The organism is Mesobacillus sp. S13 (assembly GCF_020422885.1).
GTDB classification, from domain to species: Bacteria; Bacillota; Bacilli; order Bacillales; family Cytobacillaceae; genus Mesobacillus; species Mesobacillus selenatarsenatis_A.
In genome coordinates this window covers 2,109,841-2,129,866 of record NZ_CP084622.1, presented here as the reverse complement: position 1 = coordinate 2,129,866, position 20,026 = coordinate 2,109,841, and the positions used below count along the sequence as shown (strand labels likewise).

Below are 20,026 nucleotides of genomic sequence, written 5' to 3'. Positions count from 1 at the left end.
TCTCTTTTCTATACTTTTAGGCCAGTACTGGACTTCTCCATGTCCAGTTGGCCATCTTCTTCAAGTTCAATGCAGCGAAAGTAAGCATCGCCTGCATCGACAATTTTTTAAGTCCCCTTAGGGTTGTCCAACGCATGCCATGCTTTTCTTTTGCATCTGCGAATACGCGCTCAATGGTTTCTTTGCGCTTCGCATAGATTTGTTTTACTTCTGATTGGTGCCTTAAATGGTCTGCCTCTTCCAAATACTCATGCCAGATGTGGCGCGTTACCACCTTTTGGTGGTCTTTGCTTTCTGTACATTGCGCTAAAAATGGGCAGGTGGCGCAGATATGTTTGGGAGATTTGTACTCACGATATCCCTCTTTTGTAGTGGTGGAATACCTTAGGATCTCACCGGCAGGACACAAGTAACAGTCATAAAATTCGTCATATACATAGTCATATTTACGGAAGAATCCGTCCTTCGTTCGTGGTCGGGTATAAGGCAAAGCCGGAGTTATTTCATTTTCAAACAGAAACTTCGTAATGGCTGGAGTTTTATAGGCTGCGTCGGCCGCAACGGCTTTGGGCTTTCCAACTTTCTCTATTACTTGTTCTACCAGTGGTTCAAGGATCAGGCTGTCATGGGTGTTACCAGGTGTCACAATTGTTCCTAGGACAAATCCATTTCGGTCTGATGCCGCATGAAAGGAGTAGGCAAACTGCTTTGTCCGTTCATCCTTGACGTAGTATCCACTCTCCGGATCGGTCGTGCTTTCCTTTATTTCCTTCGATTCTTCCTTGTCGAATTTATCAGGAGGAAAAGGCTTCTTCCCATGTTCTTCCCGATCTTGATTGATTTCTTCCTGGAGTTTCTCTTGATACGCCCGTGTTTCCTTCCGCACTACTTTCTTCTCGAATTTATGCTTATTCGCACTTGCTTTAACGTGGGTTGAATCAATGAAGACGTGTTCTGCACTAATAAGTTTCTTATCAGCTGCGGTCTTAAGAATTCGATAGAAAATCTGTTCAAACAAATCAGTGTCTTTAAAACGGCGTTCGTAATTCTTCCCGAAGGTGGAGAAGTGGGGCACTTTATCATGGAATCCATAACCCAAAAACCAGCGGTAAGCCATGTTCGTTTCTACTTCGGCAATGGTCTGGCGCATGGAACGGATGCCGAATGTATATTGAATGAATGAGAGTTTAATCAGAATAACAGGGTCAATGCTTGGGCGGCCTACTTCCGAATACACATCTTTCACCAAGTCATAAATGAAAGAAAAATCTATGGCTGCTTCCATTTTACGGACTAAATGTTCCATAGGAACCAGTTGGTCTAAAGCAACCATTTCTAATTGATCTCGTTGGATTGGATTGTTCTTTGAAAGCATCTTCATCACCTCAAGCGTTATATGTATCTATTTTAAAATAGACTTATGTTTAGTTCCACGTTAAGTTTGTAAGTCCTGTTGATTGGAGTGGAAGGCGCGTAGACTCCTGCGGGCTCAGCTGGACAGGTGAGACCCCGCAGACGCCAACGGCGGTGAGGAGGCTCACCGCCAGCCCCGCGGAAAGCGAAGCGCCTGGAACGGAAATCAACAGCCCCCATTTCAGCACCAACCAAAAAAAAGACTGTAGACAAGCTCGATTTCCATCGAGTTTGTCTACAGTCTGAAGCATGGGATGTCCCATGCTTAGTTGCTGATGACCTTCATCTTCTTCTTATCACTGCTTGAAATGACAACCTGGTATTTTTCATCCTGGATGGAGGTTAATGCATCGTCAGACTCAAGAAAGTCCTGGACTGTTTTTTCGATTGATTCTACTACTTCCTCAATATCAGGATCCGTTGACTCCAGCACCAACTGAATCGAAATGTAAAAATGCTCTTTCTTATTATTAGAAAAGCCTACAGAATCGATCTTGTATTCAGGCTTTGCTTTTAACCCAATAGCAATTGAATCAAATATTTTAATGAACTTGCCGCCACGTTCTTCTAAACCAGGGTCATATGTGTACACTTTCACTTCCAGATCGCCAAGGTCCCTTTGTTTCAGCAATTCTTTTATTTCAAGTGGAATCTTCTTGATATTAGGTTCGTTTACCGGAAGCTCGAGATTGACTCGATCTACACTGATCCCGCTTGTGTGCCTTGGAGAATCATAATGATACTTGCCCAGCACTTCATATACCGTTTTCTCTACTTCAGCAATTTTTTTGTCGGTTTCTACATCAATCTTGCTCCACTGTACAGCAGTTTCCGGATCGTTAGCCACCCTGATTTCGTAATCACCTTCATTCCTGTCGTTCAGGATTTCACTGATCATATCCTTAATGGGTGTTTTCATTTCTTTATAATATTCCTCCGTATTAAACACCATGGCCTCGATATATTTTTCTTTTCTATTAACATGCAAGGCAATGTTTTTAAAGTTCTTATCCATGATCGCTTGATATATTTCATTTTCAAGCGTTTTCACCTGTATTTTATTTTCAAAAATAAGGTTAAGGTAAGGAATATGGGAGGCCACTTGGGCAACAGCTGGGGAAACAAAGGCTGTACTGATGAAAAGGCCTAGTACCGCAGCAGCTGAAAGCGACAGGATGGCCATTCGCTTCTTAATGATGACCGTTTTTTGCTTTCTTGTATGTCTCTGGAACCTCTTCCAATCCTCTTCGACTTGTTCGTCTGCTTCAGAGGTGATTGATTTATGGGGTATCTCCTCGATGAATTGATAAATGCTTTCAGGTATCTCCAGTTGCTCAAGTGATTCGATCCGATCATTTTTATTAGATCCCATTGACCTTCACCTCCTGTAAAAATTGCCTGGATTCCTGCAGGATTTTTCCTAGGCTTTGTTTCCCCCGCTTCATCCTTGCTTTAACCGTATTGATATTTTCATTGAGTATGAGTGAAATTTCCTTCACAGACATATCCTCATAATAATAAAGAAAAAGCGGCAAGCACTGATCTCTTTTCAATCTCATCAGGTGACGAACCATTTCACTCTTACTTTCTTTATGTATGGCGATTTGCTGAGCTGACTCAGAAGTAATTTTCAGCTGTGCCTCATGACTCTCCTCATAATCGATGCTAGCATGGCGATTGTTTTTACGATATATGTCAATTGATCGTGAATAGACAAGCCTATAAAACCATCCCTTGAAATTCGTGATGTCTTTCTTTTTCATTATGCTTACATACGCACCTTCAAGGGCAGTCTGCAATGCATCCTCTGCATGTTCTTTCGACCTAAGGATGATATACGCTGACTTATATGCCGAAGATAATAATGGTTTCACGAGGATACTGAATGCCTCATGGTCTCCTCCCCTGATCCTATTGATTAATACCTGTTCTCCATTCATTGAGGAAACCCCCTTTCCATTTGCTACATAAGTATAACGAAATGAATTAATTATTTGGTTGCACTTTTTGAAAAATAATTGAAACAAAGGATAAATCTTGCAGATATTTCTGCAGACTCATAAAAATAAGTGCGGAACATTAAAAAAAGGCAAGGGATTTTCCCCTTGCCTTTCTTTATAAGCTAATTTTCAATCCTAGCTATGCAGACCTCCTTTTAACCATGCCCTTGGACGATATGAGCCAATTGGAATCTGGATTAAGCTGGTTTCCCCCTTCATTCTATATAGCTCATCGGCCTTGCTTGCATCGAACCCCAGGAGGGGATGTCCCCCAAATCCGAGGGCAGATGCTGTTAATAGTAAACTTTGTACGAGCATTCCTGCTTCCATTTGCAAGATCCGGTAGCCTCTGTACCCTAATTCTTCTCGAAAAAATTCCATATTGCCAGCGACATGCAGACAAAGTGGTACTTGCATGAGATTCACATTATCAATGGACATCCCTGTCTGTAGCCGCAGCCGGTGGTCCCCTTGCTGGATTTCTTGTAATGAGTGTCTTGCCTGGTTGTAAAAATAGGCTCCATTCGGAATACCTTCTACATTATAGATACTGCCGTAGATGGAAACTCTGGGCTCATTGTTGCCATAAATATCGTCCAGATCATTGCGGTATGAAAAAGCAGAGGTTGACTCCTTCAACAAGGACGACAGTTGCTGCTGACTTACATTTGACATGATAAAGTCCATCTCTGGTGAGGAACGCTTTTTGCTTACCTCTGCCAAATCGTACGCCAATGATTCCGTTTGCGGTAGATGGATCTGCAGACTTTTTTCACTATTTCCAGACGGGTTACAGACCCTAGTAAACGACTCGGTGGACTCCAGTTTTGAGGCTTCATTCAAAGCTATCAATTTCGGAAACTCTAATACTTTCTTAGACCTTTCATAGTGCTCAAATTCCACCGGTTTCAGTTCCCTTGTCAATTTTTCTGACGATATGTTATTGCGGGAATCTGCTCTATTTGCAGTCCAGTTGGTCATTTCCACTGACAGCGGAATAATTGAATACACACTCTCCTCCTGCTCAGATAATCCGAGAAGATGATTGATTGCCGAATCCAGATACTGAAAGTAAACACCAGTAGCGAAACCAAAACGTTCGGCCGCTGCCAGCAGCTGCCCCATCAATACTCCAGCATCCAATCCTTGCAGCCGGTAGGAGAAATTATTGTATTTAAAGAAGTTTTTCCAAAACATTGTTGAAATGAATGCCGTCCCAAAGCACGAAGAGATGTTGCATCGGTCGCCAAGAGCGGCAGATATATAGGAGTCAAAATTCCCAGCCCTCAGCAAAACGAGGCGGTGATGAGCCGGGTCATAATGGTAGACCCCCTCAGGCAGGTCCTCTATCTTCAAATATACATAAAGTTCATTTGGATAAAGTCCCCCACCAGAAGGAGCATGCCTCCTAAAGGTATGGACGGGATCAGCATCATCAGAAAAATACGACTCGCTTACTTGCGTCATTCCATAAGAATACCAGAGGAAATGTCCAATTTCCTCGATACCCGGCCTGGCTGGCGATTTTTTTACTGCCAGGGACAAGGGAACCTGCCCAGATAGCGGCACCACTGGCAATCCTTGATACAGTTTATATGAAAGAGGAGCGTCCTCCCAGTTTGGTTCCCAGTTTTCCTGATTGGCACGTTCTATATTAAACTGAAGGTCGCTTAAAAATTGATCATGATTCATCCTGCTGCCTCCTAAGGGAACGGATGCGGGAAGGTATTTAGTTCTTCAAATGTCAACGGTTCATTCACATAACCAAGCTTCATCGGGACATGGAGTACGCGATTGAGTCCTTTTAGACGTGTCAAATGGTGTCCAAAAGTCATCGGCAGCATCCCCGGTATCAATACTTTCACACAATAAAGCCCATTTTTCCTTAGTTCAGGAGGAGTCTGGTCGACAACAATGACATTGAGGCCCAATTTACGGAATTCATCGAGGATACCCTTCAAATCCTCCGTCAGATCATTATGGCGCAACTCCTTCTTTTGAAAAGCATCTTGAAAACTCTGTAAAGGCCGGTCATGATCGAGAAGGAAGCCCAACCGTTCCTCCGCCTGCGGCAATCCGTACAGCATGCCGTGGTCATCCATCTCCCGCACCAGTGAATCATCTTCAAGCATTTGCAAATATTTCTCCTTGCTCCCTTCCAATTTTCCATCAAGATTGAGCATCATTCCTGCGAGCTCCTGGACAGCACTTTTGGCCGCCTTAACCGGATCAAGATGGGCCCCTGCCGCACAGATCAGGTTCAACCCCTTTTCTTTCCTGTTTTTCGCCATTGCCCAAACACTTGGAATACCATGCTCCATGGTGCTATTAAATAAACACAAATCATAGCCAGCCACAGCCCTCATCCGCTCTGCCATCAATAACAGTTCTTCATCTTCAGCAGTTTGAAGATCGAGGCGTGGTAGCTCCAGCTTCGAGTACCATGACAACAGGAAGGAATCACGCTCGACCACTTCCATGATGCCATAGAAAATCGCCTCTTCCCTGCTTCCGCCGAGTGCGCAGCCATTTGAAGTTTCATAGACAAATCCCGCTGATCCGCACCCCAAACTATAATAGGATAAAAGCTCTGGCACGAGAATCGGCCGCTCTTCCATTAGAGAGTAGCCCCATACCCAATCCATCGGTGAGTCTGGATTGAATCTTTCAAATGGAAATCCCGGCTTTTCATATTCTGCATCAGCATGGACGCCTACTGTCAATGGGTTCAATGCCTGCTTTTCAAGATTCCGGTAACTGTCATGGATGACTGTCCGCTTCCCGCGGGGCTGAAGTCCGCAGTGGCGCTCAAGTCCTTCCAGGATGGCAGTCATTTCGCTTTCTGCGTAGCATTGAGTCCTGCCAGCTGTGCCCTCATTGCCTCCAGAAACCATTGGCAGGTTCACGCTCGCATCAGCAAATGGAGTGACTAAATCGTACATCTTACTATTTAACAGACCTGTCCGGTTGTCAAAATAATCATCAAAGAGCACTTCCTTCATCTCGTCCAGTGGAGTACACCGGTAGCTGCTCGCACTGATTTTCAGACTTGGTTTTAATGAGATTTTTGCAAGCGAAGCTGAATCCTCTGGAATCGTACTGCAAACCTGGCACAAGGAATCGGCCAGGAATGAATGCCAAGAACCATTCAATGTTTTTAAGTCTGTAAAATACATCCGCCCTGCCGAAAATCCCTCCTTACCCGCTAAAACACGGTCTGCTTCGGTTACAATTACATGAACCAGATGCAGAAGTCCATTTTTCGATGCCCATGGGTCCGAAGCTGTTTCTTTTTCAGCCCCAAGCTTCCGCTTCACCTCCTGCATTTCCCCTCGTTCCTGGCCTCCTAGCAGTTTCCTCAGGTCCGCACATTGTGAACATCCAGGTGTGCCAGGCTTGACGAGCGGCCCGATGATTCCCTCACCAAACGATACAAAGGCCCGGAACCAGGGACTGCCAGTCAGTTTGACCGCTTCTTCCGCTTTTTGATGGGCAACTGGATTCCATGTATCATGAAGGACAAGCATCAACTCTGAATTCTCGGGCAGTCCATACTCAAAATCAGTCCTTCTGAACACTTGATAGCGAGTTGATAATTCTTCAGCAACAGTATCAGCCAGCCTGCCTTCCCCAATAATGACGACGAAGGAACTCAACTCCAACCCTCCTCTCGCAGCGATACACCAAATACACCTTCTAGTTGCTGTTTGAATATTGGTTCAAAGCTTAATTCAAGCACTGACATCTCCATTCTGTTCTGTTTAAGAACCTCAATCGCTTCCTGCAAGCTTTCACGCTGAATCCTTGCTGTGCATTCCGGAATTCTTATGTTGTGTTTATCTCTCTCCAAAATAAGAACCTCTGACTCTTGCAGGACTTGTGCTTTAACTCCTGCTGACTCATTTTGAAAATCTGATAACGCATTCTGGAAAGCACTTCTTAAAGCCAAAGTTGCATTTAAACCAGTGCTTCCATACCAGCCTTTCTTCGTACCGATCCAAATAACAGGGAAACCATGAACGTCCTTTCCCATCCCTGCTCGCGGTGCTCCCTGAACCGTCGTCAGAGCCTTTAAATAGTACGCACATCGCTTATCTTCAATTTGGTTTAGATCAATAACGGAAATGCACTCTTGTTCGCTGAGCCTGCGAACATATAATTCCTTAGCGAGAAAGTTTTGCAGCCCTCGCCCAACGGCTTCCGCAAAAGATTCACCGGTACCCACACCTAAATTCCGTCCGTTTTCAGTCACTTCTGCGAAACGGGCAGAATATTCTTCAATTCCCGTTAACGCTGCCTCCGTTCTTGCTTCTCCATGGGTAAATGCTGTGCAAATCCTTGTTGCCAGTAATTCAGCCGGACCATCTGACAGTGGATCGACTGCCTGGACCCTGCATTGTGCCATCGGAAGCTGCTTTAGGTCTCCTTCTTCCCATTCATGTAAAATCCCCGTCTCTTTTGAAGTCATTAAACTGAAATACTGGAGGAATTTTTCCGGTTCAGCTTTTCTAATGTCCTGACTAAGCCGATTTTCAATGTTCTCCACTTCAATGTAAGAAAAATCCCCAGTGACTAGCGGATGGGGCGACACCCTATGCCAGCTTCCCTCAAGAGTCTCTAAATTCAGGAGATAGATTCGGTCTCTTTGTTCAGCTGTCGAGATGCCCGCAAGTTTTTTATATAATTCAAATGCAATGACATTCGCCAGCAAAGCGCCAGTGGCCAAAGATGCTGGAGAGCCTTTCTGTTCTTTTTCCAAAACGGAAGAATGCAGTCTCCTCCACGCCGATTCCCAACAAAGCCTTGAATCAGGATCAAAAATTGGACCGGACAAGCCTGTATGTTTAAACAGGATGGCGGGAATGAATGTTTTCCTCTCCTCTTTGCAGATTGATTGCAAAAGCTTCAGTTCTTCAACATTGCCATTTTGTGAAACATAAAGCACCGAGTCGAAAGGCCTCAGGACTTCACTCCAATCCGTACCATTGCACTCCTCGTACTCCACCTCCGCATCAGTTTTACGTGCATGACTCACAAGCTCAGCTAATCTTTTTCTATTGGTCGGGATTTCCTCTGTAATGGAAACACACAGTTTCTGAAGACCCGATTCCAGCAAAGTGGAAACGAGAGAATTCAACATGGGACCAGAGCCGACGGCAAGTACCTTTGCCTTGCGGAATGCCTGGAACCTTGCTGCGCCGGAACCAGCTAAATTATCGGCATACTCTATTTGCGATGCGAATTTTTTTATCACCTGCTCTGATAATTGATGCTTGTCATCCTGGCTTATATCCCGGACAAAACCATTCTCAAGTAAAACCTCAGCAATTTGATACACTCGTTCCCTGTAAGGTTCAGGCAGCCCATCGGTCAACTTTCCAAGCGAGTACTCCCCGTTGAACATCGGCAGCAGCTTTTCAACCCACTGGTCAATTCCATTCCCTTCAAGACGGAATGAACATGAATTATTCCTAAAATATACACTTCGATTCGGTTCTGCGAGATAAAATGTATCTCTTTTCACCTTCAATATCATAGAAGGGTCCTGCTTCACCATCTCACTCCTCCTCAGGCACAAATGCCTTTGCTATCCTGCATAGACTGTCATTATCATCGTATGTACATCAATTTGTCCCTTATGTCTACGTTAAAAGAACAAAGCCCTCGCAAAAATTCGCAAGGGCTAAAGCCTGAATATTTTAACTTAACCTCGATGGCAGCGGCCACAGCCACCGCAACGTCCGCAACCTCCGCAACGTCCGCAGCCTCCACAGCGGAAACATCCACCACAACGGAAACATCCGCCACAGCCAAAGCAGCTAAAGAAGCAAGAGAATCCGAAACAACCGCCAAAACCACCCAAGCCTAAGCCTAGAAAACGCTCATCTCCAGTATGGTATTGATTCTGATCCCAGGTTACCGGCTGAGTTGCCTGGAAATCACCGACATTCAGCATTTGTAGCTCATTTTGAAAATTATTCATCAATATTCTTTACCTCCTCGAGAAATACAGGGCTCCAAAAACAAGTAGCAAAGTCGAGCAATATCGGATTTATTTCTGTATACATAGTACAAAGGAAATTAATATGAATACTCTTCAACAATTTATGTAAACGGAACGGCCATTGTCACATATGCAAAAGCCTATTTTAGAGGGGAGGATTTTATAGAAGAGAAAATGGGGAAAACTTATATTCCTGACAAGCAGGAAACCAATGCTAATCTCAATTGCTCACCTAATGCTTATAAAAATATTCTGCAACTTTCATCACAACGTTGTACAATGAACATGTAAACTCAATTGTTTTGGAGGGAAAGGTATGAGAAACCACGAGATTGATTATAAAATCTACGGCGATGACATGCAGTTTGTAGAAGTGGAACTTGATCCGAATGAAACGGTAGTTGCTGAAGCCGGCAGTTTGATGATGATGGATCAGCAAATCGAGATGGAGACGATTTTTGGTGATGGTTCCGGCAGCGGCGGCGGATTTGTTGGCAAGCTGTTTGGCGCTGGAAAGAGGTTATTAACGGGAGAGAGCCTATTCATGACCACATTCACGAACACCGGCCATGATAAAAAGCATGTATCCTTCGCTTCCCCTTACCCTGGTAAAATCATTCCGATGGATTTAAGCGAGAATGGCGGCAAGATCATTTGCCAAAAAGACGCTTTCCTAGCTGCAGCCAAAGGCGTTTCTGTCGGGGTTGAATTCCAAAGGAAGCTTGGAGCGGGATTCTTCGGTGGAGAAGGCTTCATCATGCAGAAGCTTGAAGGAGACGGAATGGCATTCGTCCATGCAGGAGGAACGATACATAAGAGAGAGCTTCAGCCAGGAGAAGTCATCAAAGTCGACACAGGCTGCCTTGTGGCAATGACAAGCAATGTGAATTATGACATTGAAATGGTCAAAGGAATTAAAACAGCACTATTTGGCGGTGAAGGACTTTTCTTTGCAACGCTTAGAGGCCCAGGAACTGTTTGGATTCAGTCGCTTCCATTCAGCCGCCTTGCCAGCAGAGTATTTGCGGCTGCTCCACAAGGTGGAGGCCAAAATAAAGGTGAAGGCAGTGTTCTTGGCGGAGTCTTCAGAATGCTTGATGGTGATTGATCAATATGAAATAAGGGTTGGTTTCCGAGACGGAAACCTCCCTTTTTTTACCGATTAATGAGGTAGTTGAAACTTTTCATTTTCAAAATCGTAATATAGCTAGCTAATCTATTTTGTAAGTGAGGTGTTGATGTATGTTTTTCAGGATGTTTCATAAATCCAATCGCACAACAAAAATAGCTTTATTAACAGGAACAATCCTTCTTTTGCTAGGCGGGATTGCGAGTTTATACCTATAGAAATTTCCAAAAGGAAACCAGGACTTTTCCTGGTTTTCCCTTTGTCAGTTCCTTTTTATCTATCCAATGGAATATAACCAATCTCCTCAACCAGCTTTTGGCCCTGGGTTCCCTGCATCCATTCAAGCATTGGCTGCAACGATTTTTTCGGATTATCCTTCACAGTGATGGCATATAGGTTGACCACATAAGGATATTTCCCAGAAGCGATGTTTTCAGGTGTTGGCTCAACTCCATCGAGTGAGATCAGCTTGATTTTTTCATTCGGATTCATGCCGGTTGTGAAAAAGCGGAACGAGTACCCAAGTGAATTATTGTAGTTTCGGTAGCTGGCAACCTCCTCCATCAAATCACCCATTCCTGCTACTTCTTCTTTCAGCGCTGGCATCAATGGTGTATCACCCATGAATTTTTCCATGATCGTTTGACTGCCGGAGTCTGCCGGCCGCTGGAAAGCCATGATCTTATTATTTTCCCCGCCCACTTCATTCCAATTAATGGTTTTACCCGAGTAAATCGATTTCAGTTCATCTGAAGTTAAGTTTTCAACAGGGTTCTTCTTATTTACAAAAAACACAAATGCTTCTTTTCCGATTGGAGTCAGCACGAGCTCCTTCCCCTTACTCTCTGCCAGGCTTTGTTGCGAAGCAGAAGGCTGGGCTCCAAAAAATATATCCACCTCTCCTGATACAAGTTTTTCAAAGGCATAAATCGTATTCGTAAAACTAACTATCTCTTCACCAGTGGGGAGCGCGTTTTTGTTTCTGATCTCCTGGTAGGTCGCATTTGCAAATGCTGCATAAACGGGATAGGCAGCTTCTGCTCCATCCAGAATCGGCATTTCACCTTGGGATTCTATACTGAAACTTGCCTGTTCATCCAGTTTTGGCAGGATATTATTTGGATTCGTAACATAATACGGTTGAAGATCGACACTCGAGAAGCCATTGCCATAGTCAAAACCATAGGACGGCGGGAGAATATGCTTGCTGCGTTCAATATAGATAAAACCCATCACAGTCAATAACAGAATGATGACGCCCACTCCCACGAAAAGGGTCCCCTTTTTGAAGCTAACTTTCGTCTTAGTCCTTCGTTCGGATATGATGAACCCGATTATAAAGAATAAATAATATGCAAACGGCACAGCAAATGCAAGAATGAAGTCACCCATCATTGCTGAAATAAAGGAATTAGGTAAAAAGGGAAACAGCGCGAATACGAAAATTCCCCAAACCTGATGCCCGAAAAAGCCTTTGGAAACAACCATCCCTATCGCAGCAAGAAGCACCGTCAAAAGCAACGGTAAGTATACAGGCAGGTACCGACCGTAAAACGAAGAAGCCTGAGGTCTTTTACCAAAACGAAAACCTATATACAATGCCGAAAAAGAGATGATCACTAACATAACAAGCGGACCGAATTTCTCAATCGGCAAAACTGCTATCCCCAAAAAAGAAAGAAAAAGAGGAACAACCATTAAGTAAATCGCTAAAAACCCAACATCCTTTTTCATTTTAAAGTCCCCCACAAGAACACATTTTATATTTAGTGTAATTTTACACTAAATGAATATTTTAGTAAATATGTAATTATTAATCTTTTATAAAATCAGAAGAAGAAGGACAAGAGCATATTAATATTGGTCATTGGTGACATAAATTAAGAGAATAGCTGTAAAACCGGTTACAATAAGCTCTATTGGTGACCTAAATATCCAGTTTTTGTGAAAACCAGGCACCAATGAACCCTATTGGTGACCTGAATATCCAGTTTTTGTGAAAACAGGGCGCCAATGAGCCCTATTGGTGACCTGAATATCCAGTTTTTGTGAAAAAAGGGCGCCAATGAGACCTATTGGTGACCTAAATATTAAGGAAACGAAATAATTGGTCACCAATAAAACCCCGCCCCCACAAAAAAGAGAGGAACCAAATGAATCTAGTTCCTCTCCCTATCATCAAATCGTTCTATTAAAAATTAGGTCCTTCCTCCGATAAACACTCAGGACGACTCCCATAATAAATGCATTGAATAGCATCGGAATAAAGCCATAACTAATGAATGGCAATGACATGGACGTCAGCGGAAGCAGTCCTACCATCATTCCAATATTATAGATGAATTGGACGAGGAATAATGTCACACCGCCCACAAGCAACAGGTGTCCGAACCGGGAGTTGATCTGAAAGGAAATCATGACTATCCTCGCTGCAAATAATGAAAGGATGATGAATAGTCCAATCGCAAATAAATACCCGTAGTGATAGGTCAAATTGACAAAGGCGTAATCGGTGTGTTCAAAAGGCAAGGCTTCACTTTTAGCTGCAGAGCCAAACCAGCCTGCAGATGCTAAGCGTTCTTTCAGCTGTAGATACGTATAACCCCAGCTTTTCGGGTATTTTTCAGGATTGAGAAACCCTAATATCCTGGCAAGCTGGTATTCTTTTACGGTGAACCATGCCAATGATCCAAAGGTGCCAGCAGCTGTAATGGACGCCAACGTTATAATGGTGGCGACTTTCCTGCTGATCGTGCTCCACCACATCATGACAAATACCATCACACTATAAATGAAACTAACCACCACATTCGGAACGGCCATTAATAAGAACAACGGCAATGCAAATAAGATGAAGTGCTGCCATAGCTTGATTCTTGGGTTATTGAAAAATGAAGCCCAGCCCAGAAACAAGAATGGAAGTACATAGTGGCTTTCAATCTGGAACGGGCCAATCATAAAATATGGTACCCCATTTATGATCGTATTTGGGATGGTTAATAACAAGAATAAAAACATTACTCCGATGGAATAAAATACCCAGCCTTTGTTTTCAAATTTACGATAATCAATAAACATCATAGCTGCTGCAATCATCACACCCAGTAAAACATGAAAGGCTTTCATCACTAAATAGCCATCTGATAACTCATCACCCAATGTGACCAGCGGCAGAAAACTCAACGCCATGGTGATCGCCAACAAACTAATCAGCCACCAGTCAATCCTCGGCTTATGAAGCTTATTCATTTCATGCCCAAGCTTGGACGGACTCCCCATTTGGCTTACCGCTTTTTCCTCAGCCTCTGCTTCACTTAAGCCCTTCCCCATCCATTCTTTCTTCACCTGGTTGAGATGAAATTCCAATTCGGAGGCTACAAACTTCTTCGCTTCCTTCGAGCGGATATGATTCGTCACTTCACTTAAAAAATGGTTCCATCTATTACTCATATCACTATCACTCCTCCAGCAATCCTTTGATGACGATCCTACTGGCAGCCGAAGTTTTCTCCTGCTTACGGAGATACTTCTTCCCTTTGTCAATGATTTGGTAAAATTTCGTTCCTTCACTATTCCAGCAGGAAGCAATCAATCGTTTTTGTTCAAGCGCATGGAGAATTGTATATAAGGAACCTTCATTATCCTCAAACTCTTTGAAGCCTCTGGACCTGAGTAGCCCGGTCAATTCATAGCCTGTTTTTTCTTGCAGGAGCAGCTGAAGGATGGATAAAGTGATTACCTCATCACTTTCATCTGGCATGTTAATTTGTTTATGAATCTCTTTTCTCATTTTTTCTGAAAAACTTAATTCTTTAAAAGTGGACTTTTCCATAGATTTTCTAAGCTTATTTAACCGGTTTTCCATTTATTTTTCCTCCAATCTTTCTTTCAGGAGTTCTTTTGCCCGTTTCAAGCGGGTTTTAATGGTATTTTCTTTCACCTCGGTCACGACGGATATTTCCTTGATCGACATCTCTTCAAAATAGAACAGGTAAATCACTTCCCGATAATTGACCGGCAGCTCCATAACCGCTGATGCCAGCTGATCATCTTCTTCATCCTGAATGACGGTTTGCTCAACACTATCACTCTGGATGGAATCATAGATAGGCTGATAATCGGTCGTGAAAACATTCTTGTTGTACCAGCTCTTTAAATAATCCTTGCAGTGATTTGAGGCTATTCTCCAAAGCCAGGTACGGAACTTCGATTTACCGCTGTATGTATGAAGCGATTTATAGCATTTCACAAAAATCTCCTGTGTTAAATCCTCGGCGATTTGCTTATTTTTCACATAAGAAAACGAGAGCTGCAGAATCTCTTGCCCATATCTAATCATGATTTCATCAATTGCATCTGCACCATTCTCGATTTCATTCATCTCTGCTGTTAGTTCATCCACAACCGTTCCCCCTTCATAGTTATAGACGACGCACTGTTAAAAAGGTTTTAGGAATATAAAACAGGATAAAAGTTCTAATTTTTAAAAACTTCGCAATATTATTCGTTCCTTCTCTCTTTCGTCTTGTAAAATAGAGAGGCAATACCACTTACATATTATACAGAATGAATAGTTAGGGAGGCTTTATTATGATAAAAGAAGAAACTCTACAAGCCTATGACCCAGATATAAACGACATACAAGATATAAGCTTAGCATTGACCAACGCAAAGGATTTTCTCTCCAGCCATTATCTGGATGGAAGCTTTAGCTATGCAGCACCTTCCTGTAAGACTCTTTTCGGATACACATCCGCCGAGCTTCATGGAAAGTCCATTTTCAGCTTTTGTCATCCATTGGATCAGGAAAAGCTGGAACAGTACTTTTCTTCTTATCATTCTGGAGAGATTTTGTTTCGTTTCAGAAGAAAAGAAGGAGATTATCTCTGGCTGGAATCAAGCAGTACGAAGGGTCCTTCTCAATCCGAAATAGTGCTTATTTCTAGAAATGTTACCCAGCGTGTAAATCGAGAGGAAAAATTAAAAGAACATCAAAGAAGAGATCGGTTATTCCTTGAACATTCAAAGGATACGATGGGAATCATTACAAAAAATGGAGTATGGACTTATATTAATGAGCAGGGAAAGAAATTGATGGGCGCGACTAGTTTTGATGAAATCATTGGTACATCTTTATATGATTACACTGACCCGCAAGACTATAAGCTGCTGAAAGAAAGCCTGGATACAAGAAGCTCCACCGACCTTGAAATCAGTTTGATCCGAAAAGATAATGATTCGAAGCGGGCTGAGGTGCAGCTTATTCCGACAGTCTTTAAGAACAGGGATGTTTCCCTTATCATCATCAAGGATATTACAGAACAAAGGAAGACGGAGGACCAGCTGCAGGTAGCTGAGAAATTGTCGGTAATTGGGCAGATGGCAGCTGGGATCGCTCATGAAATCAGGAATCCTTTGACTGCAATAAAAGGCTTTACCCAACTTTTGAGTGAGCATCCGGCAGAAGAAGCAGAGAATTATGCCGAAATCATCCTAGATGAGCTAGCCCGCATAGAGTCGATTGTTGGCGACTTGCTTGTGCTAGCAAAACCACAAGCTTCCAATCTATCTTATGTAGATTTGATTCCGCTTGTAAATGGCGTTGTGAATTTGCTTAACCCCCAGGCGGCACTGTCAGATGCCTTCATTAAGATTAAAACGGATACACGAGAAATATACCTGGAGTGTGAACCGGATAAAATAAAACAGGTGTTAATCAATCTCATTCAGAATTCCCTTGAGGCCATGACAAAATCGGGAGAAATCCTCGTTGATATATCAAAAGATTGTGAAGATGCTTCCATAAGGGTAATCGACCAGGGTACTGGAATCCCGGAAGACCGGCTGAACAAACTAGGAGAACCCTTTTATAGCACAAAGGAAAAAGGGACCGGACTCGGCTTGATGATTTGCCAGAAAATCATTAAAAACCATGGTGGTAAAATCTATTTTTCCAGCATCGTTGATGAAGGAACAACCGTTACGATCACATTGCCTATTAAAGATACTCCCTTTGATCAAGAGGAGTCATCCGCATTTGAATATGCAAAGTAAACTCCATAATTAAAGCCGAAACGAGTTCGGCTGTTAAGAAAAAAAAGGCGACTAGCGGAAAGTTTGATCTTCAATCAAACTTTCCGCCTCGCCTTTTATCATGTCTATGTAATGGTGCTTTTTAAAGGGGTGAGTGTACTTCCGAATCTTCCTAAGGCTCCCTTTTGTTACTGTTTTCTTATTATGTACATCCACAATGACAGTCAAATAGACCCTCTCGTTATGTTTTACGACTCCGGTTACTAGTCCATTTTCACTATCCACTTTATACTCAGGAACAATCTCTAATGGAGCAAATGAAGTCCAGCCTGAATCTTTATGCTGAATCCTAAATAGCCTGAATTGCAAACTCCTATATAACTCTTTAAGTTTGTGCATTAACTTTCACCTTGCAATCCTATTTTAATATTCTCATAAAGAAGCAGTCCCAATTGTTCTTCAAATCAGGACTGCTACTTTTTAGTTTCATTTCTTTTTTATTCTTAGATTCCAATCCCTTGAGCGTTTTAAAAGAAAGCTTTGCTTAAACGATCCTTCGCCCGCTTTTACCAAGGGCATAATAAATACCATGCTGAAGGGTTTGCATGCATTCGTATTTTTTCAGGCCGGTCAGTGTATGGGATATCGTCAAGGCCAATTCTGCCGATATTCCGACCAGGATGACTTCTACACCAAGGAGGCGTGCAGCTGATCCCAATTTATCAATTAGTTCTGCCGTGTAAGTAGAAATATCTTTATTTAATCCTGTTAAGTCGAGAAGCACGTATCGTGCCCGGTAATTCGGCAAGTTGTTCAAAGTGTTCTGGATTAGGTCTTCCGCACGATCCTCATCATATCTTCCAATCAAGGGAACCACTACAATCCCATCAAGTACTGGGATTAGCGGGGAAGAAAGCTCTTTCACCAAAGTTTGAAGTGCTTTCGTTTTTTCTTCTACCAGCGCTTCCAGCTGCATGATCTCTTCAGCCTCTTTTTTCCTCGCCAAGTTCCGGATATTTTGCTGGATATCGATTTCAGATGGGAAGTATTCCACAATTGTGTATTCATTGCTTTCACTTTGGTGCTGGATAATCTTGTACCAGAAGTTCATCCCAAACAAACCAGTAAATACACCAGCATAATGTGCAGGCACAAATATTCCATCTTTATGCTGTTCACTGAGGTTATTCATTTTATATTCCCAATCATCCTTGATATATAAAGTGAATTTATTTTTATTGTAATCTATTTCATTTACCCTCACATATCCCCACCCCGCTGGGACATATGTATTTGATAGCCACTCGACTACATTGGAGGTATCGATTTGTTTCATTTCCTTGAACCCTTCGCCAACAATGATTCCTTGACGGAAACCTGTTGTCTCTAGCACGAGGTTCGTAGCTTCTTCTCCTGAGATTTCATGAATTGTATCGAAGAAGGTTTTCATAGCCGATACCCAGAAAAAAACGACGTCCCCTCCCTCAAACAATACCTTTCCGCTCTCTAAATCCCATGTTAAATCCACGCCGCCGACAACAAGACTCTTTTGCATCTCCATTTCATTCACCTACTAGTAATAGAATTATGTAAAAAAGAAAATTGAGATTTTATCAATCAATAATTCGACTTATGATACTTTATTTCCTGCCAATGTTGTCAAATTGTGAACAAACACATAATGGCTGCACAGAGACAAAACTCTTTGCAGCCATTTTTAATATTAGTACGGATCTGTTTCGTGGCTTTTCCTCACTGCATCTTTTGTAGCTTCGTTGGCTGATAATGAGCCCTGTCCACCTTGTCCATACTTCGAGTTGCCAGATTCCCTGCCTGGAACATGATCTTCCATGGCCATTTCATTAAGTTCCTTCACTCGCATTTCAATGCCTTCTTTCACACGGCGACCATAATCTTCATCGGCTTGTGTGAAGTGTTCGATCATTGCATCCTGAATCTTCTTGTTGCACGCAGCAAGTGCTTCGGAAAGGTTCTTGATTAACTCGTCGCGCTCCCAGTCGTCAAAGCTGCGGTATGTGTGTCCAGCTTGTCCATAGTTATTAGGACGGTCAATCGGCGCACTCATCACCGCTGAATTATAGGATGGCTGATGTGGCGGATGTCCTTCATTGCCCGTATCCTCGAAGCCTCCCAGCATCGATGGTTCATAATTGATATGCGGATTGTCCCCGGATTCTTTCGGGTCACGCACATCCATCTGGCCACGATGCTGGTTCGTACGTACAGGCGCTTTCGGTGCATTCACCGATAATTTCAGATAGTTGGCGCCAATGCGGTAGCGCTGTGTATCTGAGTAAGAGAACGTACGGCCTTGCAGCATTTTATCATCCGAGAAGTCCATTCCATCTACAAGCACTCCAGTACCAAAGGCAGCTTGCTCAATTTCAGAATGGAAGTCCACTGGATTGCGGTCAAGAACCATACGTCCAACCGGAAGCCATGGGAACTGATCTTCTGGCCATAGCTTCGTGTCGTCGAGTGGATCGAAATCAAGTTCCGGATGGTAATCATCCTTCATGATCTGGACAAAAAGCTCCCATTCCGGATAGTCTCCGCGCTCAATCGCTTCATATAAATCCTGGGTTGCATGGCCGACGTTTTTCGCCTGGATTTCATTCGCTTCTTCCTGTGTCAGGTTGCGGATCCCTTGCTTCGGCTCCCAGTGATATTTCACCAGCACTGCTTCGCCTTTATCGTTCACCCATTTATACGTGTTGACGCCTGAACCCTGCATATGGCGGTATGTAGCTGGAATGCCCCATGGTGAGAATAGGAAAGTGATCATATGTGTAGCCTCAGGAGTTCTCGAAACAAAGTCAAACATCCGCTCAGGATTCGGCACATTGGATGCTGGATCAGCTTTAAAGGCGTGAATCATGTCAGGAAACTTCATCGCATCTCGGATAAAGAAAATCTTCAAGTTATTTCCGACTAAATCCCAGTTGCCATCTTCCGTATACATTTTAACGGCAAAACCACGCGGATCCCTTGCTGTTTCAGGAGAATCCTTCGCTCCGGCAACTGTGGAGAAACGGACCATAAGAGGAGTCTTTTTACCCGCACCTGAAAAGACTTTCGCACGAGTATACTTCTCCACTGGCTCATCTCCCACTTTTCCGTACGTTTCGAAATAACCGAAAGCGCCAGAACCTCGTGCATGCACCACACGTTCTGGTACTTCTTCGCGATCAAAGTGAGAAATTTTTTCGATAAAATGATAATTCTCAAGAGTCGCCGGACCACGGTTGCCAACAGTACGGATGTTTTGGTTATCTCTAACAGGATGTCCCTGGCGTGTCGTCAGCTTCTCGCGCTTCATGTCGTCGCCGTTCGCAGTGTTTTTATCTTTGTTCTCAGCCAAATTGAAAAACCTCCTTAAATTCGTCACCCTTATCGTTTCTCCACTTGGGAAATTTATACAGGTGT

The 20,026-nt window shown here is 43.1% G+C and carries 16 protein-coding genes; 2 read left to right on the top strand and 14 right to left on the bottom strand.

Annotated features, from left to right (window positions below):
• Positions 1 to 16: 16 nt before the first annotated feature.
• The 7 genes from LGO15_RS10860 to LGO15_RS10830 form a co-directional block, all read right to left on the bottom strand.
• The gene (locus LGO15_RS10860; RefSeq protein ID WP_226087575.1) at positions 17 to 1,375 is read right to left on the bottom strand and encodes an IS1182 family transposase; all 1,359 of its coding nucleotides are present in this window, start codon (positions 1,373 to 1,375) and stop codon (positions 17 to 19) included.
• Positions 1,376 to 1,678: 303 nt separating this feature from the next.
• Positions 1,679 to 2,785, bottom strand: a complete 1,107-nt coding sequence (locus LGO15_RS10855) for a DUF4179 domain-containing protein (protein WP_226087574.1) — start codon at positions 2,783 to 2,785, stop codon at positions 1,679 to 1,681.
• Positions 2,775 to 3,353: an RNA polymerase sigma factor gene (locus LGO15_RS10850; protein ID WP_167830450.1), complete on the bottom strand. Its 579-nt coding sequence runs from the start codon at positions 3,351 to 3,353 to the stop codon at positions 2,775 to 2,777. The genes LGO15_RS10855 and LGO15_RS10850 overlap by 11 nt, the downstream gene beginning before the upstream one ends.
• A 195-nt stretch (positions 3,354 to 3,548) precedes the next feature.
• Positions 3,549 to 5,105 (bottom strand): SagB family peptide dehydrogenase, encoded by a 1,557-nt coding sequence (locus LGO15_RS10845; RefSeq protein WP_226087573.1) that lies wholly within the window; start codon positions 5,103 to 5,105, stop codon positions 3,549 to 3,551.
• An 11-nt stretch (positions 5,106 to 5,116) separates the two neighbouring features.
• Positions 5,117 to 7,069, bottom strand: a complete 1,953-nt coding sequence (locus LGO15_RS10840; RefSeq protein ID WP_226087572.1) for a TOMM precursor leader peptide-binding protein — start codon at positions 7,067 to 7,069, stop codon at positions 5,117 to 5,119.
• Positions 7,066 to 8,970: a putative thiazole-containing bacteriocin maturation protein gene (locus LGO15_RS10835; protein ID WP_226087571.1), complete on the bottom strand. Its 1,905-nt coding sequence runs from the start codon at positions 8,968 to 8,970 to the stop codon at positions 7,066 to 7,068. The genes LGO15_RS10840 and LGO15_RS10835 overlap by 4 nt, the downstream gene beginning before the upstream one ends.
• A gap of 147 nt (positions 8,971 to 9,117) precedes the next feature.
• A complete protein-coding gene (locus LGO15_RS10830) occupies positions 9,118 to 9,396 on the bottom strand; it encodes a heterocycloanthracin/sonorensin family bacteriocin (RefSeq protein WP_167830917.1) in 279 nt (92 codons plus the stop codon).
• Positions 9,397 to 9,733: 337 nt separating this feature from the next.
• On the opposite strand from LGO15_RS10830, the gene LGO15_RS10825 reads away from it, so the two are divergent.
• Complete coding sequence (locus LGO15_RS10825; RefSeq protein ID WP_226087570.1) at positions 9,734 to 10,525, top strand: TIGR00266 family protein; 792 nt, start codon at positions 9,734 to 9,736, stop codon at positions 10,523 to 10,525.
• Between the two features lie 294 nt (positions 10,526 to 10,819).
• On the opposite strand, the gene LGO15_RS10820 is transcribed toward LGO15_RS10825, so the two are convergent.
• The 4 genes from LGO15_RS10820 to LGO15_RS10805 all read right to left on the bottom strand — a co-directional run bounded on the left by LGO15_RS10820 (position 10,820) and on the right by LGO15_RS10805 (position 14,948).
• Entirely contained in the window at positions 10,820 to 12,280 is a 1,461-nt protein-coding gene (locus tag LGO15_RS10820; protein WP_226087569.1) for a PstS family phosphate ABC transporter substrate-binding protein, read from the bottom strand.
• A 444-nt stretch (positions 12,281 to 12,724) separates the two neighbouring features.
• On the bottom strand, positions 12,725 to 13,996 hold the full coding sequence (locus LGO15_RS10815; protein WP_226087568.1) for an FtsW/RodA/SpoVE family cell cycle protein: 1,272 nt from the start codon (positions 13,994 to 13,996) through the stop codon (positions 12,725 to 12,727).
• A 7-nt stretch (positions 13,997 to 14,003) separates the two neighbouring features.
• Positions 14,004 to 14,411: a PadR family transcriptional regulator gene (locus LGO15_RS10810; protein ID WP_226087567.1), complete on the bottom strand. Its 408-nt coding sequence runs from the start codon at positions 14,409 to 14,411 to the stop codon at positions 14,004 to 14,006.
• Positions 14,412 to 14,948 (bottom strand): sigma-70 family RNA polymerase sigma factor, encoded by a 537-nt coding sequence (locus LGO15_RS10805; RefSeq protein WP_226087566.1) that lies wholly within the window; start codon positions 14,946 to 14,948, stop codon positions 14,412 to 14,414.
• Between the two features lie 188 nt (positions 14,949 to 15,136).
• Here LGO15_RS10805 and LGO15_RS10800 point away from each other — a divergent pair, with 188 nt between their 5' ends.
• Positions 15,137 to 16,600: an ATP-binding protein gene (locus LGO15_RS10800; protein ID WP_226087565.1), complete on the top strand. Its 1,464-nt coding sequence runs from the start codon at positions 15,137 to 15,139 to the stop codon at positions 16,598 to 16,600.
• A 51-nt stretch (positions 16,601 to 16,651) separates the two neighbouring features.
• Here the strand turns inward: LGO15_RS10800 and LGO15_RS10795 are convergent, their stop codons facing one another.
• From LGO15_RS10795 to LGO15_RS10785, 3 genes are all read right to left on the bottom strand, one after another.
• The gene (locus LGO15_RS10795) at positions 16,652 to 16,978 is read right to left on the bottom strand and encodes a hypothetical protein (RefSeq protein WP_226087564.1); all 327 of its coding nucleotides are present in this window, start codon (positions 16,976 to 16,978) and stop codon (positions 16,652 to 16,654) included.
• A 145-nt stretch (positions 16,979 to 17,123) separates the two neighbouring features.
• Positions 17,124 to 18,140 (bottom strand): STAS domain-containing protein, encoded by a 1,017-nt coding sequence (locus LGO15_RS10790; RefSeq protein WP_167830439.1) that lies wholly within the window; start codon positions 18,138 to 18,140, stop codon positions 17,124 to 17,126.
• A gap of 162 nt (positions 18,141 to 18,302) precedes the next feature.
• Positions 18,303 to 19,961, bottom strand: coding sequence for a catalase (locus LGO15_RS10785; RefSeq protein WP_318999835.1), 1,659 nt, complete (start codon positions 19,959 to 19,961; stop codon positions 18,303 to 18,305).
• Positions 19,962 to 20,026 lie beyond the last annotated feature (65 nt).

Bases quoted from the DNA above. Each gene is read 5' to 3' on its own strand.
- LGO15_RS10795 (WP_226087564.1), bottom strand. From the start codon at position 16,978: ATGCACAAACTTAAAGAGTTATATAGGAGTTTGCAATTCAGGCTATTT.
- LGO15_RS10830 (WP_167830917.1), bottom strand. From the start codon at position 9,396: ATGAATAATTTTCAAAATGAGCTACAAATGCTGAATGTCGGTGATTTC.
- LGO15_RS10815 (WP_226087568.1), bottom strand. From the start codon at position 13,996: ATGAGTAATAGATGGAACCATTTTTTAAGTGAAGTGACGAATCATATC.
- LGO15_RS10790 (WP_167830439.1), bottom strand. From the start codon at position 18,140: ATGGAGATGCAAAAGAGTCTTGTTGTCGGCGGCGTGGATTTAACATGG.
- LGO15_RS10860 (WP_226087575.1), bottom strand. From the start codon at position 1,375: ATGCTTTCAAAGAACAATCCAATCCAACGAGATCAATTAGAAATGGTT.
- LGO15_RS10810 (WP_226087567.1), bottom strand. From the start codon at position 14,411: ATGGAAAACCGGTTAAATAAGCTTAGAAAATCTATGGAAAAGTCCACT.
- LGO15_RS10825 (WP_226087570.1), top strand. From the start codon at position 9,734: ATGAGAAACCACGAGATTGATTATAAAATCTACGGCGATGACATGCAG.
- LGO15_RS10845 (WP_226087573.1), bottom strand. From the start codon at position 5,105: ATGAATCATGATCAATTTTTAAGCGACCTTCAGTTTAATATAGAACGT.
- LGO15_RS10835 (WP_226087571.1), bottom strand. From the start codon at position 8,970: ATGGTGAAGCAGGACCCTTCTATGATATTGAAGGTGAAAAGAGATACA.
- LGO15_RS10850 (WP_167830450.1), bottom strand. From the start codon at position 3,353: ATGAATGGAGAACAGGTATTAATCAATAGGATCAGGGGAGGAGACCAT.
- LGO15_RS10820 (WP_226087569.1), bottom strand. From the start codon at position 12,280: ATGAAAAAGGATGTTGGGTTTTTAGCGATTTACTTAATGGTTGTTCCT.
- LGO15_RS10855 (WP_226087574.1), bottom strand. From the start codon at position 2,785: ATGGGATCTAATAAAAATGATCGGATCGAATCACTTGAGCAACTGGAG.
- LGO15_RS10800 (WP_226087565.1), top strand. From the start codon at position 15,137: ATGATAAAAGAAGAAACTCTACAAGCCTATGACCCAGATATAAACGAC.